The organism is Azospirillum tabaci (genome assembly GCF_014596085.1).
Lineage (GTDB): Bacteria > Pseudomonadota > Alphaproteobacteria > Azospirillales > Azospirillaceae > Azospirillum > Azospirillum tabaci.
On record NZ_JACCJY010000003.1, the window covers coordinates 335,392 to 349,403 of the forward strand.

Here is a 14,012-nt window from a genome sequence, read left to right on the forward strand (position 1 = left end):
CTGCGATGGAAAGCGGCCAGCAGGCCCCCCGCCCATCCGGATTTTCAGGTCGGCTGGCCGGGGTGCTGGAACTCGATACCCGGATTGCCGCCCGGCCCGCCGTTGCCCGGGGCGTTCTCATAGGGCTTGTCCGGCATCTTCGGCTGAGGCTGCGCGTAGAAGCGCGGTTCCCGGTCGTCCCAGGACCGCTCGAAGGGCAGCCGCATCATCGGGTTGGTGCCGTTGCGCTGGGCCTCGCGCTGGGCTTCCTGCAACTGCTCCGCCATGCGGCGGTCCCAGGGCAGGCGGTAGAGGTTGGGCGCCTGTTCCCAGAGGAGGGTGAGATAAATTGCTTCGTTCTCCACCAACGTGGCGCTGAGCACCTTCGCCTCGCGGACGTTGGCGCCCATCCATTCCAGCGTGACCGGCTTCGCCCGGCCCAGCAGCGCCGCCGGTGCGGCGTAGGCCGCCGGCAGCAGCAGGGCAAACAGCAGCAGGATCACCACGCGCGCCATCCGATTGCGCGTCCAGCGCAGGGCCGACAAGACGAGCAGCAAGGTGACGACGGCGACGAAGCCGAAAATGACGGTCAGGCTTTCCATGGCGCACTCTCGATCCGACGTGTCAATTTTTCGCCGAGCGCAACGGCTTGAACACGGCGTTCAAGGACCCCGGCACCAGCTCGCCCCGTTCGGTCAGGTTGAAGCGGAAGGCGGTGATTTCCTGCCCTTCGTGGTCCAGCCGGACGCGCGTGGCGGCGACGGTGGCGGCCCCCGACTCATGCTCCGCCTTGACGCGGGCAACCACCCTGACCCAGATGGGAAACACATTCTCCAGATTGCGGAACATGTGCACGTTGACGGTGTATTCCCCCGGAGGAATGCCACGCGAATAGGACGTTTCGAAATTGATCTCCGTGGGATCGGCGTAGGCGCCCAGATCGTCGCGCAGCAGGTTGAAGATCAGCCCCGACTTGTTCGAGTAACCGACCGGAACGTCGCCCGGCGCCTGCACCCAGAGGTCGATGTCGCTGCGCAGCTTGTCGTCCCAGCGCGCCTCGATGATGACGTTTCCCGGCGGCTCCATGCCCGCCGCGGCGGACGAGGAGGACTCGTTCTGCTGGTTGGCCTCGGTCTTCTTGGCCTCGTTGATGAAGGGCACCGCCAACACCGCGCAGGCCACGAAACCGCACAGCAGCAGCGTCAGCAGGTCCCGCGCGACGAGCACACCGGTTTGGTCCTCGCCCAGGAAGTCGTTCATGGTGTGGCCTCGCCGCGCAGGGCGCCGTAGGGAGCCGCTTGCGGCGCGGCGAAGTCCGGCGTCCCCGTCCGCGGAGCCAGTCGCGAACGGGCGTGGGCCTCGTCCATGATCAGCGCGCACAGCGAGGCCGTCGCCCCGCGCAGGAGCTGGAGGTTGCAGGTGGTCCACAGGCACAGGGCGCCGCCGAGCATCGTGGCGTAGATCGCCACGCCCAGCCCGCTCGCGAGCGTGGTCACCATGGCGCCGGCCGACGCGGCGTTGCCCACCATGTCCGGGGTGATGTTCGCGGCGAACAGGCTGAAGCCCCAGGCCGTGCCGATCAGGCCGAGCATGCCCAGCGCATTGGCGATGTGCTGAAGGTGCGAAATCCGGGAGAACAGGCGGATCTCCAAGGCGCGCTCGCTCTCGACCTTCATCAGCCGTCCGCCACCGAGCTTGGCCCGGTCCAGCTCACCGCCGATCTTCCACACCCGATAGGCCGACATCACAAGGCCGACCAGGAAGACGATCCCGATGATCGCGGTCGCCACGGCGATGTGCCCGGTCAAAACCCGGTCCAGCCACCCCTGCGCGTACAGGACGAAAACGAATGCCGAAATCGTCAAATTGAAGGCTACGAATTTCGCCTTGAGGAGCCACTGTTCTTCCATGGTTTTGACCCTGTGACGGTTGCGTGTGTCTCCGGATCGTCATGTTCAGACGGCGATGGCGCGTAATGGCGGCGCCGCGGAAAGCCGGGCGGCGATGGTGGGATCGGGAGAGCGGAAGAGGAGTGTGCGGCGGCACGCGCCGGCGGCGCCCGCGCAGTTGGCCTGGGCGCTGGTGGCGGGACGGCTCCGTGTCGGCCATCGGATCATCGGCGCACCTTCGCCGGAATTGCGCGACGACGGAGCCATTCAGGAGTCATCCGTCACCTCATGAACCCCGGCCCCGGCCAAGAGTTCCCGACACCCGGCGACGGACCTGCCGGGTTGACGCGCGACACGGACGGGAAAGCCCCGTGGCGGGAGAGAGGAAGGGAGCGCCCCAGGGCGTTCTGTCCCGGCAATCGTCCTTCCGAAAGTGGCCCTTTACGCCACGCCCCTTTCCTTCAGGAAGGGTCCGTACTTCTTGTCGGTACCCTGGATGTGCTTGATCAGCCAGTTCTTCAGGAAGTTCATCACCTCCATGCTCAGCGTGGCGGTGGCGCCGGTATGGTACTTGCGCTGCACGTCCAGCACTTGGCTGGCCAGCGCGTCATGCTCCGCCTTGTGGGCGTCGCGGTCCGGATAGCCGAGGCGGGCGAAATGCTCCTCCTCATGGGTGAAGTGCGACTTGGTGTAGGCGACGAGGCTGTCGAGGATACCGCCCAGCGCTTCCTTGCTGCGCCCCGCCTGGACGGCGTCGAACAGTTCGTTGATCAGGGCGACCAGTTGCTTGTGCTCCTCGTCGAACTGCGCGATCCCGACGCTCAGCTTGTCGTTCCACACCATCAGCGGCATTTCGTTCCGTCCCCTCGCGCTGGGCCTCGCCTGACCGGCCGGAGAAAACCCCATCTGGCGAAAGGGTAACGTCTTCCGGATGGCGCTTCAACGACGCTTCGACGTCCGGCTGACGGGCACGGGGAACCAATCCCGCAAGCGGCTGTTCAAACGACGTTTCCAGCAGAAAGGAACATTTCATGAACACGAAGCGCGACAGCAACCGCGAGAATCGCAAGCAACCCCAGCCCCACCACGGAGACGCACCGAATCCGACGAGCAATCCGAAAACCGCGGCGGTCGGGGGTGCCGACCATTCCAACCGCGAGAAGGACCCGGACGATTGGACCACGGGTGACGAACCGATGACCGGCGCGCAGGCCTCCTACCTGAAGACGCTCAGCGAGGAGGCCGTCGAATCCTTCGACGGAGACCTGACGAAGGCCGAAGCCTCCAAACGCATCGACGCTCTTCAGGACAAGACCGGCCGCGGCGCCTGACGGGAGACGCCGCGGGCGGTCTTGTCCTAGACCATCTCCTCCGCGAAGTGGCAGGCGACCAGCCGTTCGTCCACCGGGCGCAGTGCCGGCACCTCCACAGCACAGCGCTCCGTGGCGTGGGGGCAGCGCTTGTGGAAGGGGCAACCCGGCGGCGGGTTCAGCGGCGAGGGCAGTTCGCCCTTCGGGATCACCCGCTCCGCCCGCAGCGCCGGGTTCACCCGCGGCGTGGCCGCCATCAGGATGCGGGTGTAGGGATGGCGCGGACGGGAGTAGACCACGTCCTTCGGCCCGTGCTCCACTGGTCGGCCCAGATACATCACCATGACCGCGTCGGCGATGTGCCGCACCACGCTGAGGTCGTGGGAGATGAACAGGTAGGCGAGGTTCAGCTCCTCCTGAAGATCCATCATCAGGTTCAGCACCTGCGCCTGGATCGACACGTCGAGCGCCGACACCGGCTCGTCCGCCACGACCACCCGCGGGTTCAGCATCAGCGCGCGCGCGATGGCGATGCGCTGGCGCTGGCCGCCGGAGAACATGTGCGGATAGCGGTCCACCTGATCGGGGCGCAGCCCGACCTTCGCCATCATGGCGACGGCCCGCTCCCGCCGCTCCTGCTTGCCCATCGGGGTGTTGATGACCAGCGGCTCCGACAGGATCGAGCCCACGGTCTTGCGCGGGTTCAGCGATCCATAGGGGTTCTGGAACACCATCTGGACGGTGCGCCGCAGCTCCTTCATCTCCGACGCGGTGCGCCCGACCACGTCGCGCCCGTCATAGAGAAGCTGCCCCGAGGACGGTGGCTCGATCATGGTGACGGAGCGCGCCAGCGTCGACTTGCCGCAGCCGGACTCGCCGACCACCGCCAGCGTCTTTCCGGCTTCGAGCTGGAAGGACACGCCGTCCAGCGCCTTGACGGTGGCCGCCGGCTTGAAGGCGCCGCGCTTCACCGCGTAGTGCTTGCGCAGGTGGATGGCTTCCAGAACCACCGGGCCGGTGGCCGGCATGACGTCGGTGAGGATGTCGGTCATCACAGAACCTCCCCGGCGCCGACCGGAGCGTCGGCAAGCGGATAGAAGCAGCGCGCCTTGCCGGCGTCCACGTCGAACAGGGCCGGGCGCTCGATGCGGCAGCGGTCGGTGGCGAAGCGGCAGCGCGGGTTGAACAGGCAGCCCTGAGGCCGGTCGCCGATGCCCGGCACCACGCCGGGAATCGTCGGCAGCCGGCGCTTGCCCAGCGCCCGCTCCGGCAGCGCGTCGAGCAGCGCGCCGGTGTAGGGGTGGCGCGGCGCCTTGAACAGCGCGTCCACGGGGCGCGTCTCGGCGACCTGCCCGGCGTACATGACGACCACCCGCTGCGCCGTCTCCGCCACCACGCCCATGTCGTGGGTGATGAGGATCAGCGCCATGCCCCGCTCCTTCTGGAGGCGGACCAACAGGTCGAGGATCTGCTTCTGGATGGTCACGTCCAGCGCCGTCGTCGGCTCGTCCGCGACCAGCAGGCGCGGGTTGCAGGCGATGGCGATGGCGATCATCACGCGCTGGTTCATGCCGCCGGACAGCTGGTGCGGGAAGGCCGACAGGCGGCTTTCCGGGGCCGGGATGCCGACCTGCTCCAGCAGTTCGATGGCGCGGTTGCGCAGCGCCTTGCCGGACAGCCCCTCATGCACCTTCAGCGTCTCCATGATCTGGAAACCAACGGTGAAGCAGGGATTCAGGCTGGACATCGGCTCCTGGAAGACCATGGCCACGTCCTTGCCGGTGATCTTCCGGCGCTGCGCCGGGCTCATCGCCAGCAGGTCCTTGCCGCCGAACCGCATGCGGTCGGCGACCACCGTGCCGTTGGAGCCGAGCAGGCCCATCACGGCGAGCGAGGTCACGGACTTGCCGGACCCGGACTCGCCGACGATGCCCACCACCTCGCCCTCGTCCACGGTGAGGTCGATCCCGTCCACGGCGCGGAAGGTGCCGGCGCGCGTGGTGAACTCGACGGACAGGTTTTTGATGTCGAGAAGAGGCATGGTGTGCATCAGCGTTTCAGCTTGGGGTCGAGCGCGTCGCGCAGCCCGTCGCCCAGCAGGTTGAAGGCCAGCACCGTCACCAGGATGGCCACGCCGGGCCAGGTGACGACCCAGGGGGCGCGCTGGAGGAACTGGAGGGAGGAGGCCAGCATGGTGCCCCACTCCGGCGTCGGCGGCTGCGCGCCGAGGCCGAGGAAGCCCAGCGCCGCGGCGTCCAGGATCGCCGTGGAGAAGCCGAGCGTCGCCTGGACGATCAGCGGCGCCACGCAGTTCGGCAGGATCACCACCAGCATCAGCCGCAGCGGCCCGGCCCCCGCCACGCGGGAGGCGACGACGTAGTCCTTGCTCGCCTCCGCCATCACGGCGGCGCGGGTCAGGCGGGCGTAGTGCGGGATGACCACGATGGACACGGCCAGCATGGCGTTGACCAGCCCCGGCCCGAGGATCGCCGCCACCACCACGGCCAGCAACAGGCTGGGCAGCGACAGCAGGATATCCATGAAGCGCATGACCAGCGCGTCGGTGACGCCGCCGAAGAAGCCGGCGATCATGCCCAGCGCCAGCCCGACCGCCAGCGACAGCGTGACGACGATCAGGCCGATCATCATCGACAGCCGCGCCCCGAAGATCAGGCGCGACAGCATGTCGCGCCCGATGTCGTCGGTGCCGAGCAGGAAAGCCCAGCGCCCGCCCTCCTGCCAGACCGGCGGCACCAGAATGGCGTCGCGGTACTGGATGTTGGGGTCGTGCGGCGCCACCAGCTCGGCGAACAGCGCCACCACGGCGATCAGCAGGATCACGGCGAGGCCGGCCATGGCCCCCTTGTTCTGCCGGAAATGGTACCAGAACTCGACCAGCGGGTGCGGCGGCTGGGAAACCGGCGGAGCGGCGGCCGGAAGAGTCTCCGGAACGCCCGTCGTCGTAGGAGTCGTCATGGCTCACCTCACCGCGAATGGCGGATGCGGGGGTTCAGGACGCCGTACAGAACGTCCACCAGCAGGTTCACGGTCATCACCGTCGTCGCGATCAGCAGCACCCCGCCCTGGAGCGCCGGATAGTCGCGGCGGTTGATGCTCTCGATCAGCCACTTGCCCACGCCGGGCCAGGAGAAGATGGTTTCGGTCAGGATCGCGCCGCCCAGCAGCGTGCCCACCTGAAGACCGATCACGGTGACCACGGGGATCAGCGCGTTGCGCAGGGCGTGCAGGCCGATCACCCGCTTGCCCGCCAGCCCCTTGGCCTTCGCGGTGCGGATGTAGTCCTCGCCCAGCACCTCCAGCATGGCGGAGCGCGTCATGCGTGCCACGACGGCCAGCGGAACGGTGCCGAGAACGATCATCGGCAGGATGAGGTGATGCAGCGCCGACCAGAAGGCCCCGTATTCGCCGGCCATCAGCGTGTCGATCAGCATGAAGCCGGTCACCGGCTCCACATAATAGAGCAGGTCGAGCCGCCCGGACACCGGAGTCCAGCCCAGCCCCACCGAGAAGAACAGGATCAGCAGCAGGCCCCACCAGAAGATCGGCATGGAATAGCCGGTCAGGCTGATGCCCATCACGCCATGGTCGAAGACCGAGCCGCGCCGGACGGCCGCGATGATTCCAGCGGGCAGGCCGACCACCGTGGCGAACAGCATGGCCAGCGCCGCCAGCTCCAGCGTCGCCGGGAACAGCGTCACGAATTCGCTGAACACGGAATTGCGGGTCACCAGCGACACGCCGAGGTCGCCCTGGAGGACGCCGCCGATGTAGTCGAGGAACTGCTGCCACAGGGGGCGGTCCAGCCCCAGCTCGTGCCGCAGTTCGAGAAGCCGTTCGGGGGGGATCCCGCGCTCGCCGACGCGCACCTCGATGGGGTCGCCGGGGACAAGGCGGATCAGAAGGAAGGTCAGGAAGGTGACGCCGAGAAAGGTCGGAATCACCAGGCTCACCCGCGTCAGGATGAAGCGTAGCATCGGATCGTCACCGGGGGCTCGAAACGAAAGCAAGGGGGCCGCGGCCCCCTTTTTACCTCTGCATCCGCAAAGGGAAGCCGGGGGTTTAATGCCCCGGCCACCGCTTTGTAAAGCCGCTTGCTACGCTGAGTTTATTGTTTCAAATCGACGCCGTAGAAGCGATGGATGCCGAACGGGTCCATCTTGTAATCGACCACATTCTTGCTCAGCGCCATGTGCACGACCGAATGCGCGACGGTCAGCCACGGGGCCTCTTCCTTGAAGATGACCTGCGCCTGCTCGTACAGCTTGGTGCGGGCGGCGATGTCGGTGGTGCGCTTGGCCTGGACGACGAGGTCGTCGAACTCCTTGTAGCACCACTTGGCGATGTTCGACCCGCCGGCACGCGCGGCCTCGCAGCCGAGCAGGACGTGCAGGAAGTTATCCGGGTCGCCGTTGTCGCCGGTCCAGCCCAGCATGCCCATCTGGTGCTCGCCGGCCTGGAGGCGCTTGCGGTACTCACCCCACTCGTACTGCACGACCTTGGCCTTGATGCCGACCTTGGCGAGGTCCGCCTGCATCATCTCGGCCATGCGCTTGGCGTTGGGGTTGTAGGGGCGCTGCACCGGCATGGCCCACAGGTCGGTTTCGAAGCCGTCCGGGAAGCCGGCCTCGGCCAGCAGCTTCTTCGCGCGCTCCGGATCGTAGGGGTAGTCCTCGATCTCCTTGTTGTACGACCACATGGTCGGCGGGATCGGGTTCTTCGCCGGGACGCCGGCGCCCTGGTACACTGCGTCGACCACGGCCTTCTTGTCGATGGCCATGTTCAGCGCGCGGCGAACGCGCACGTCGTCGAAGGGCTTCTTGGTAACGTTGAAGGCCAGATAGCCGACGTTCAGACCTTCCTGCTCCATCAGGGTGATGGCGCTGTCCTTCTTCATCGCCTCCAGATCGGCCGGGTTCGGGTACGGCACGATGTGGCACTCGCCGGCCTTCAGCTTCGCGTAGCGGACGGCGGCGTCGGGCGTGATGGCGAAGACGAGGTTGTCGAGCGGCGCCTTGCCGCCCCAATACTGCTCGAACGCCTTGTAGCGGATGACCGCATCCTTCTGGTAGGCGACGAACTGGAACGGGCCGGTGCCGATCGGCGCCTGATCGATCTTGTCGATCTGATTCTTCTTCTGAAGGGCGTCGGCGTATTCGGCGGACTGGATGGCCGCGAAGGGCATCGCCAGATTGGCGATGAAGGGCGCCTCGACCTTGTTCAGCGTGAACTTGACCGTGTAGTCGTCGACCTTCTCGATCGACTTCAGCAGGTCGGGCATCGCCATGTCGTTGAAGTAGTCATAGGCGCCGCCGGACACCTTGTGGAAGGGGTGATCCTTCTTCCACTGACGATTGAACGACCACAGCACGTCGTCCGCGTTGGCGTCGCGGGTCGGCTTGAAGTCGTTGTTGCTGTGCCACTTCGCGCCCTTGCGCAGGTGGAACGTGTAGGTCAGCCCGTCCTCCGACACGTCCCACGTCTCGGCGAGGCCGGGGACGACCTTGGTGCCGCCGCGCTCGAACTGCACGAGATTGTTGTACACGGGCAGCGAGACGTCGAAGCTCGTTCCGGTCGTGTTGACCATGGGGTTGAAGTTTTCAGGGCTGCCCTCGGAGCAATAGACGAGGGTCTTGGCGGCCTGGGCCGGCGCAGCAAGCGCCAAGGTGGCGGCAACGCCGAGCCCGGCACCCAGCAGGATGCGCTTCATTCCTAACAACCTCCCGTGTTCGGTCGAATGGCCGCCCATTCTCTTTGGCGGCCGGTGATGCGGGTTCATTTGGCGCGTGGCCGAATCGTCTGTCAACACGCAACCAAGCCGCATCACGCAAGCTCCACGGGAGCTGTCAGGCCAAGCGGAATTTCAAGCGTGGCCCAATCTCCGTGAAGCCCTCGCGCTTGTAGAATCGCAAGGAATCCGGCCATTCCTCGGCGGACGGCGCCCCCACCTCCACGCGCGACCAGCGATGGGCGCGGCCATGGTCCAGAACCGCCCGCATCAGCGCCCGCCCCACCCCGGCGGAGCGCGACTCCGGCATCACGTACAATTCCCGGATCGTCCCGAACCTGCCCAACGTGGAGATGCAGGCCGCCTCCGCCAGAGTCGCGACGCCGAGCGGGCGCCCCGCCCCGTCCTCGGCCAGGAACACCGCGTAGGACAGGCCGTCGCCGCTCAGCAGGGATTCGGCGACGGCCAGCATGACGGCCCGCGGCGTGTCGTTCTGCCCGGCGGAAAGTTCGGAGAGCAGAGCCGCCACGAGACCGGTGACCGCGCCCGCGTCGGCAAGACTGGCCTTTCGCACACGAACGTCGCCCATCGCCGCCCCTCCCCCGTCCTTTTCTTGTGGTCAGCAAGCCTCCGCTTCGATGGTCAGGCTGTCCAGGAGAAAGCTGCCGTCCTCCAGGATGTCGAAGTGACGGCGCACCTCGTCGGAGGCGAGATCCTGCAGGGCGCGGATGGCCTGGGCGCGCAGGTCGGGGGTGGAGGTGCGGGCGGTCCACACGGCGAACTCCATGCGCAGGCGGCGCGGCGTCAGGCCTGTTACCGCGAAGCCGGCGCGCGACAAGGCGGCCATCCATTCCGCGGCGCTGTAGTTGCGGACGTGCGAGGTGTCCCGCAGCAGTTCCACCGCCTGGAGATGGGTGTCCAGCAGCGGATGCCCCGGCGACACGATGTCCACGAAGACCGCCCGCCCGCCGGGAGCCAGCACCCGCCGCGCCTCGCGCAGGCCGGCCTCGGCGTTCAGCCAGTGGTGGGCGCTGAAGCGGCTCAGCACCACGTCGAAGTGGCCGTCCGGGAAGGGCAGACGCTCGGCGGGGGCCTGGTGGGTGGTGATGTTGGTCAGGCCGCGCTCCGCCGCGTTGCGGGCCACCGCTTCCAGCATCGGGGCGGTGACGTCCACCGCCACCACCTCGGCGGCGTGGGGCGCGGCGCGGTAGGCGACATGGCCGCCGCCGCAGCCGAGATCCAGCACGCGGGCGGCGTTCCTGCCGCGCAGCGCGTCCTCGATCTGGTCCAGGTCGGCGCCCGACGCGTGGACGGCGCTGGTCACATAGGCGTCGGCGCGCTGGCCGTACTGTGCGGCGACGACGCCGTGATGGCTGTTGGTCATGGTGGCGATTCCCGTTGGTGTTTGTTGGGGCGTGTTCGTTGCGATGGCCCAGCATCGGCCGTCCGGCAAACCGGTACAAGGCAAGCGCTTATCCTGGTATAAGCGCTGCCACCATGAGTTCCGACGACGATGCGCGGCACCGGCTTGGCGCCTTCCTGCGCGCCCACCGGGAGCGGTTGACCCCGGCCGAGGCCGGCATCCCGCTGACCGGCTCCGCCCGCCGCCGCACGCCCGGCCTGCGGCGGGAGGAGGCCGCTCAGCTCTGCGGCCTTAGCCCGACTTGGTACACTTGGCTGGAACAGGGGCGCGAGGTCTCTGTCTCACCGCAGGCGCTGGCGCGCATCGCCGGGGCGTTGCGGCTGACCGCGGCGGAGCGCGCCTATCTGTTCGAGCTGTCGCGCAAGCGCGATCCCGACGCCGACGCGACGGACGGATCGGACCAGCCGCCGGCTCCGCTGCTCGCCGCGTTGGAATCGATGACGGCGCCGGCCTACCTGCTCGACCGCGGCTGGAACGCCCGCGGCTGGAACGACGGCGCCGCCCATCTCTTCTCCGGCTGGCTGGGCGGGGCGGAGCGGAACCTGCTGCGCTACGTCTTCCTCGACCCCACCGCGCGGGGCTTTATCGCCGATTGGGAGGACCGCGCCCGCCGGCTGCTCGCCGAGTTCCGCGCCGACACCGCCCGCCGCGCCGGGGATGCGGAAGTGACCGCCCTGGTCGAGGGCCTGCGCGCGGCCTCGCCCCGCTTCGCCCGGCTGTGGGAGGACCATGGCGTGCTGGAGCGGGAAGGCGGCACCCGCGGCTTCACCCATCCCCAGGACGGGACGCTGGTCTACGAACAAGTGACGTTGTGCCCCGCCGGACGATCCGACTACAAGCTGGTGATGCTGCTGGGGCCGCAGGCTCCGTAAGACGCCCACCGACACGCTCCGGACGCCCCATGGACCGCCAGCCGCGCAACGCTCCCCAGAGCAATGCCGTATTCACAGCCTACAGCCTGTATCTGCTCTCCTCGGCCTTCTTCGCCTCCAACGTGGTGATCGGGCGGGCCGCGGCCGCCATCGTGCCGCCGGTCGGTCTGGCCTTCTGGCGCTGGGTGCTGGCCTTCCTGATGATCCTGCCGCTGGCTCTGCCCGGCCTGATCCAGCACCGCCACGTTCTGCGCGCCTCGTGGAAGCGCTTCCTTCTGCTGGGCGCGCTGGCCCAGGGCGTTTGCGGCGCCGTCGTCTACATGGGGCTGGAGCGCACCAGCGCGACCAACGCCGCGCTGATCTACGCCACCAGCCCGGTCATCATTCTGATGATCGCCGCCCTGTGGCTGCGCGAAAAGGTGACGCCGCGGCAGGCCGCGGGAATCGCCGTCGCCATGGCCGGCGTGCTGGTGATCCTGACCCGCGGCGACGCGCAGGCGCTGCTGCATCTGTCCTTCAACGCCGGCGACCTGTTGATCCTGGTGGGGTCGGCGGCCTGGGCGGTCTACACGGTGCTGCTGCGCCAGACCCGCAGTTCGTTGCCGGTGGTGACCATGTTCGCGGCCAACGCGCTGGCCGGTGTCGTCGTGCTCGCCCCCTTCTACGCGTGGGAGACGCTGGCCCTGCGCCCCGTGCCGCTGAGCCTGGACGCCGCCATCCGCATCGCCGGCGTGGCGCTGTTCGCCTCCGTCCTGGCCTTCCTGACCTACCAGAAGACGATCAACCTGATGGGTCCGGCGCGGGCCGGCACCTCGCTCTACGTCATGCCGCTGTGGGCGGCGGTGGCGGCCTGGGCGCTGCTGGGGGAACAGTTGCAGATGTTCCACCTGCTGGGCGTCCTGCTGGTTCTGCCGGGGGTGGCGCTGGCGACCCTGCCGCCGCGCGCCGCCCCCGCAAAACCCGTCAGCCGATCATCGGAAGCGTGAGCCCCTGCTCCTTGGCGCAGTCCTTGGCGATGTCGTAGCCGGCGTCGGCGTGGCGCATCACGCCGGTGCCCGGATCGTTGGTCAGCACCCGCTCCAGCCGCTTGGCCGCTGCGTCCGTCCCGTCGGCGACGATGACCATGCCGGAATGCTGGCTGAAGCCCATGCCGACGCCGCCGCCATGGTGCAGCGACACCCAGGTCGCCCCCGAGGCGCAGTTCAGCAGCGCGTTCAGCAGCGGCCAGTCGGACACCGCGTCCGACCCGTCGATCATCCCCTCCGTCTCGCGGTTCGGGCTGGCGACGGAGCCGCTGTCCAGATGGTCGCGCCCGATGACGATGGGGGCCTTCAGTTCACCCTTCGCTACCATCTCGTTGAAGGCGAGGCCGAGCCGCGCCCGGTCGCCCAGACCCACCCAGCAGATGCGCGCCGGCAGGCCCTGGAAGCGGATGCGCTCGCGCGCCATGTCCAGCCAGTTGTGCAAGTGCGGGTTGTCGGGGATCAGCTCCTTCACCTTGGCGTCGGTGCGGTAGATGTCCTCCGGATCGCCGGACAGGGCGGCCCAGCGGAAGGGACCAATGCCGCGGCAGAACAGCGGCCGGATGTAGGCGGGGACGAAGCCGGGAAAGGCGAAGGCGTCGGCCACCCCTTCGTCCTTGGCGACCTGCCGGATGTTGTTGCCGTAATCCAGCGTCGGCACGCCCATGGCGTGGAAGTCCAGCATCGCGCGGACGTGGGTCGCCATCGATGCCTTGGCCGCCGCGACCACCGCCGCCGGGTCGCTGCGGCGCTTCGTCTCGGCCTCCTCCATCGTCCAGCCGGCGGGCAGATAGCCGTTCAGCGGGTCGTGGGCGCTGGTCTGGTCGGTCACCGCGTCGGGGCGGAAGCGCGGATCGGACTTGGCGCGGCGCACCAGTTCCGGGAACACCTCCGCCGCGTTGCCGAGCAGACCGACCGACACCGCCTTGCCGGCGGCCTGGGCCTCCCACAGGATCGCCATCGCCTCGTCCAGGGTTGTGGCCGAGCGGTCGAGATACTTGGTCTCCAGCCGCCGTTCGATGCTGCGGGCGGAGCATTCCACGGCCAGCATGGAGGCCCCGGCCATGGTCGCGGCCAGCGGCTGCGCGCCGCCCATGCCGCCCAGCCCGCCGGTCAGAATCCAGCGGCCCTTCAGGTCGCCGCCATAATGCCGCCGCCCGACCTCCACGAAGGTCTCGTAAGTGCCCTGCACGATGCCCTGGCTGCCGATGTAGATCCAGGACCCGGCGGTCATCTGGCCGTACATCATCAGGCCCTTGGCATCCAATTCCCGGAAATGGTCCCAGGTTGCCCAGTGCGGCACGAGGTTGGAATTGGCGATCAGCACGCGCGGCGCGTCGGTGTGGGTGCGGAAGACGCCGACCGGCTTGCCCGACTGGACCAGCAGCGTCTCGTCCTCGTTCAGGGTCTTCAGCGACGCCACGATGGCGTCGAAGCAGTCCCAGTTCCGCGCCGCCCGCCCGATGCCGCCATAGACCACCAACTCGTCCGGGTTCTCCGCGACGTCGGGGTCGAGGTTGTTCATCAGCATGCGCAGCGGCGCCTCGGTCAGCCAGGACTTGGCGGACAGCTCCGTGCCGTGCGGCGCCCGGATGACCCGGCGATTGGCCGGCGGCTTGGTGTCGGACATGTGACTCGTCCCTCTCGGATTCAGCTTGATGCGTTTGTTGTTTTCAGACGGGAACCGTGCCGTCACATCTGATTTCCCCTCTCCCCTCCGGGGAGAGGGTTAGGGTGAGGGGGGTGCGCTCTTGCCGGACGTACCGCCATG

General features: G+C 68.1%; 15 protein-coding genes. 3 read left to right on the forward strand and 12 right to left on the reverse strand.

Going from position 1 to position 14,012, the window contains the following annotated elements:
- Nucleotides 1-44 precede the first annotated feature (44 nt).
- The 4 genes from H0B54_RS06625 to H0B54_RS06640 all read right to left on the reverse strand — a co-directional run bounded on the left by H0B54_RS06625 (nt 45) and on the right by H0B54_RS06640 (nt 2,720).
- Nucleotides 45-581, reverse strand: a complete 537-nt coding sequence (locus tag H0B54_RS06625) for a hypothetical protein (RefSeq protein ID WP_094306974.1) — start codon at nt 579-581, stop codon at nt 45-47.
- Between the two features lie 22 nt (nt 582-603).
- Entirely contained in the window at nt 604-1,239 is a 636-nt protein-coding gene (locus tag H0B54_RS06630; protein WP_094306973.1) for a hypothetical protein, read from the reverse strand.
- Nucleotides 1,236-1,787, reverse strand: a complete 552-nt coding sequence (locus H0B54_RS06635; RefSeq protein ID WP_246472363.1) for a MotA/TolQ/ExbB proton channel family protein — start codon at nt 1,785-1,787, stop codon at nt 1,236-1,238. The genes H0B54_RS06630 and H0B54_RS06635 overlap by 4 nt, the downstream gene beginning before the upstream one ends.
- 522 nt (nt 1,788-2,309) lie before the next feature.
- Nucleotides 2,310-2,720, reverse strand: a complete 411-nt coding sequence (locus H0B54_RS06640; RefSeq protein WP_188259705.1) for a bacteriohemerythrin — start codon at nt 2,718-2,720, stop codon at nt 2,310-2,312.
- A 179-nt stretch (nt 2,721-2,899) separates the two neighbouring features.
- Between H0B54_RS06640 and H0B54_RS06645 the strand changes: the two genes are divergently transcribed.
- Nucleotides 2,900-3,199, forward strand: a complete 300-nt coding sequence (locus H0B54_RS06645; RefSeq protein ID WP_188259706.1) for a DUF3072 domain-containing protein — start codon at nt 2,900-2,902, stop codon at nt 3,197-3,199.
- A 26-nt stretch (nt 3,200-3,225) separates the two neighbouring features.
- On the opposite strand, the gene H0B54_RS06650 is transcribed toward H0B54_RS06645, so the two are convergent.
- The 7 genes from H0B54_RS06650 to H0B54_RS06680 all read right to left on the reverse strand — a co-directional run bounded on the left by H0B54_RS06650 (nt 3,226) and on the right by H0B54_RS06680 (nt 10,308).
- On the reverse strand, nt 3,226-4,230 hold the full coding sequence (locus H0B54_RS06650; protein ID WP_211109209.1) for a peptide ABC transporter ATP-binding protein: 1,005 nt from the start codon (nt 4,228-4,230) through the stop codon (nt 3,226-3,228).
- A complete protein-coding gene (locus H0B54_RS06655) occupies nt 4,230-5,219 on the reverse strand; it encodes an ABC transporter ATP-binding protein (protein ID WP_188259741.1) in 990 nt (329 codons plus the stop codon). Before H0B54_RS06655 ends, H0B54_RS06650 begins: the two co-directional genes overlap by 1 nt.
- 8 nt (nt 5,220-5,227) lie before the next feature.
- Nucleotides 5,228-6,154, reverse strand: a complete 927-nt coding sequence (locus H0B54_RS06660) for an ABC transporter permease subunit (RefSeq protein ID WP_188259707.1) — start codon at nt 6,152-6,154, stop codon at nt 5,228-5,230.
- 8 nt (nt 6,155-6,162) lie between these two features.
- Nucleotides 6,163-7,173 (reverse strand): ABC transporter permease subunit, encoded by a 1,011-nt coding sequence (locus H0B54_RS06665; RefSeq protein WP_183178724.1) that lies wholly within the window; start codon nt 7,171-7,173, stop codon nt 6,163-6,165.
- A gap of 131 nt (nt 7,174-7,304) precedes the next feature.
- Nucleotides 7,305-8,906 (reverse strand): ABC transporter substrate-binding protein, encoded by a 1,602-nt coding sequence (locus H0B54_RS06670; RefSeq protein WP_188259708.1) that lies wholly within the window; start codon nt 8,904-8,906, stop codon nt 7,305-7,307.
- 136 nt (nt 8,907-9,042) lie between these two features.
- Nucleotides 9,043-9,513: a GNAT family N-acetyltransferase gene (locus H0B54_RS06675; RefSeq protein ID WP_188259709.1), complete on the reverse strand. Its 471-nt coding sequence runs from the start codon at nt 9,511-9,513 to the stop codon at nt 9,043-9,045.
- Between the two features lie 30 nt (nt 9,514-9,543).
- Nucleotides 9,544-10,308, reverse strand: coding sequence for a class I SAM-dependent methyltransferase (locus H0B54_RS06680; RefSeq protein WP_188259710.1), 765 nt, complete (start codon nt 10,306-10,308; stop codon nt 9,544-9,546).
- 113 nt (nt 10,309-10,421) lie between these two features.
- On the opposite strand from H0B54_RS06680, the gene H0B54_RS06685 reads away from it, so the two are divergent.
- A complete protein-coding gene (locus H0B54_RS06685) occupies nt 10,422-11,219 on the forward strand; it encodes a helix-turn-helix transcriptional regulator (protein ID WP_188259711.1) in 798 nt (265 codons plus the stop codon).
- Between the two features lie 29 nt (nt 11,220-11,248).
- Nucleotides 11,249-12,205 carry a DMT family transporter gene (locus tag H0B54_RS06690; RefSeq protein ID WP_188259712.1) on the forward strand — a complete coding sequence of 319 codons (957 nt, stop codon included), beginning with the start codon at nt 11,249-11,251 and terminating at the stop codon, nt 12,203-12,205.
- Here H0B54_RS06690 and hutU read toward each other — a convergent pair.
- Nucleotides 12,183-13,871 (reverse strand): urocanate hydratase, encoded by a 1,689-nt coding sequence (gene hutU / locus H0B54_RS06695; RefSeq protein ID WP_188259713.1) that lies wholly within the window; start codon nt 13,869-13,871, stop codon nt 12,183-12,185. The genes H0B54_RS06690 and hutU overlap by 23 nt on opposite strands.
- Nucleotides 13,872-14,012 lie beyond the last annotated feature (141 nt).

Coding starts and splice junctions, on each gene's coding strand:
- H0B54_RS06625 (WP_094306974.1), bottom strand. CDS start 581: ATGGAAAGCCTGACCGTCATTTTCGGCTTCGTCGCCGTCGTCACCTTG.
- H0B54_RS06630 (WP_094306973.1), bottom strand. CDS start 1,239: ATGAACGACTTCCTGGGCGAGGACCAAACCGGTGTGCTCGTCGCGCGG.
- H0B54_RS06640 (WP_188259705.1), bottom strand. CDS start 2,720: ATGCCGCTGATGGTGTGGAACGACAAGCTGAGCGTCGGGATCGCGCAG.
- H0B54_RS06645 (WP_188259706.1), top strand. CDS start 2,900: ATGAACACGAAGCGCGACAGCAACCGCGAGAATCGCAAGCAACCCCAG.
- H0B54_RS06650 (WP_211109209.1), bottom strand. CDS start 4,230: ATGACCGACATCCTCACCGACGTCATGCCGGCCACCGGCCCGGTGGTT.
- H0B54_RS06655 (WP_188259741.1), bottom strand. CDS start 5,219: ATGCCTCTTCTCGACATCAAAAACCTGTCCGTCGAGTTCACCACGCGC.
- H0B54_RS06660 (WP_188259707.1), bottom strand. CDS start 6,154: ATGACGACTCCTACGACGACGGGCGTTCCGGAGACTCTTCCGGCCGCC.
- H0B54_RS06665 (WP_183178724.1), bottom strand. CDS start 7,173: ATGCTACGCTTCATCCTGACGCGGGTGAGCCTGGTGATTCCGACCTTT.
- H0B54_RS06670 (WP_188259708.1), bottom strand. CDS start 8,906: ATGAAGCGCATCCTGCTGGGTGCCGGGCTCGGCGTTGCCGCCACCTTG.
- H0B54_RS06675 (WP_188259709.1), bottom strand. CDS start 9,513: ATGGGCGACGTTCGTGTGCGAAAGGCCAGTCTTGCCGACGCGGGCGCG.
- H0B54_RS06680 (WP_188259710.1), bottom strand. CDS start 10,308: ATGACCAACAGCCATCACGGCGTCGTCGCCGCACAGTACGGCCAGCGC.
- H0B54_RS06685 (WP_188259711.1), top strand. CDS start 10,422: ATGAGTTCCGACGACGATGCGCGGCACCGGCTTGGCGCCTTCCTGCGC.
- H0B54_RS06690 (WP_188259712.1), top strand. CDS start 11,249: ATGGACCGCCAGCCGCGCAACGCTCCCCAGAGCAATGCCGTATTCACA.
- hutU (WP_188259713.1), bottom strand. CDS start 13,871: ATGTCCGACACCAAGCCGCCGGCCAATCGCCGGGTCATCCGGGCGCCG.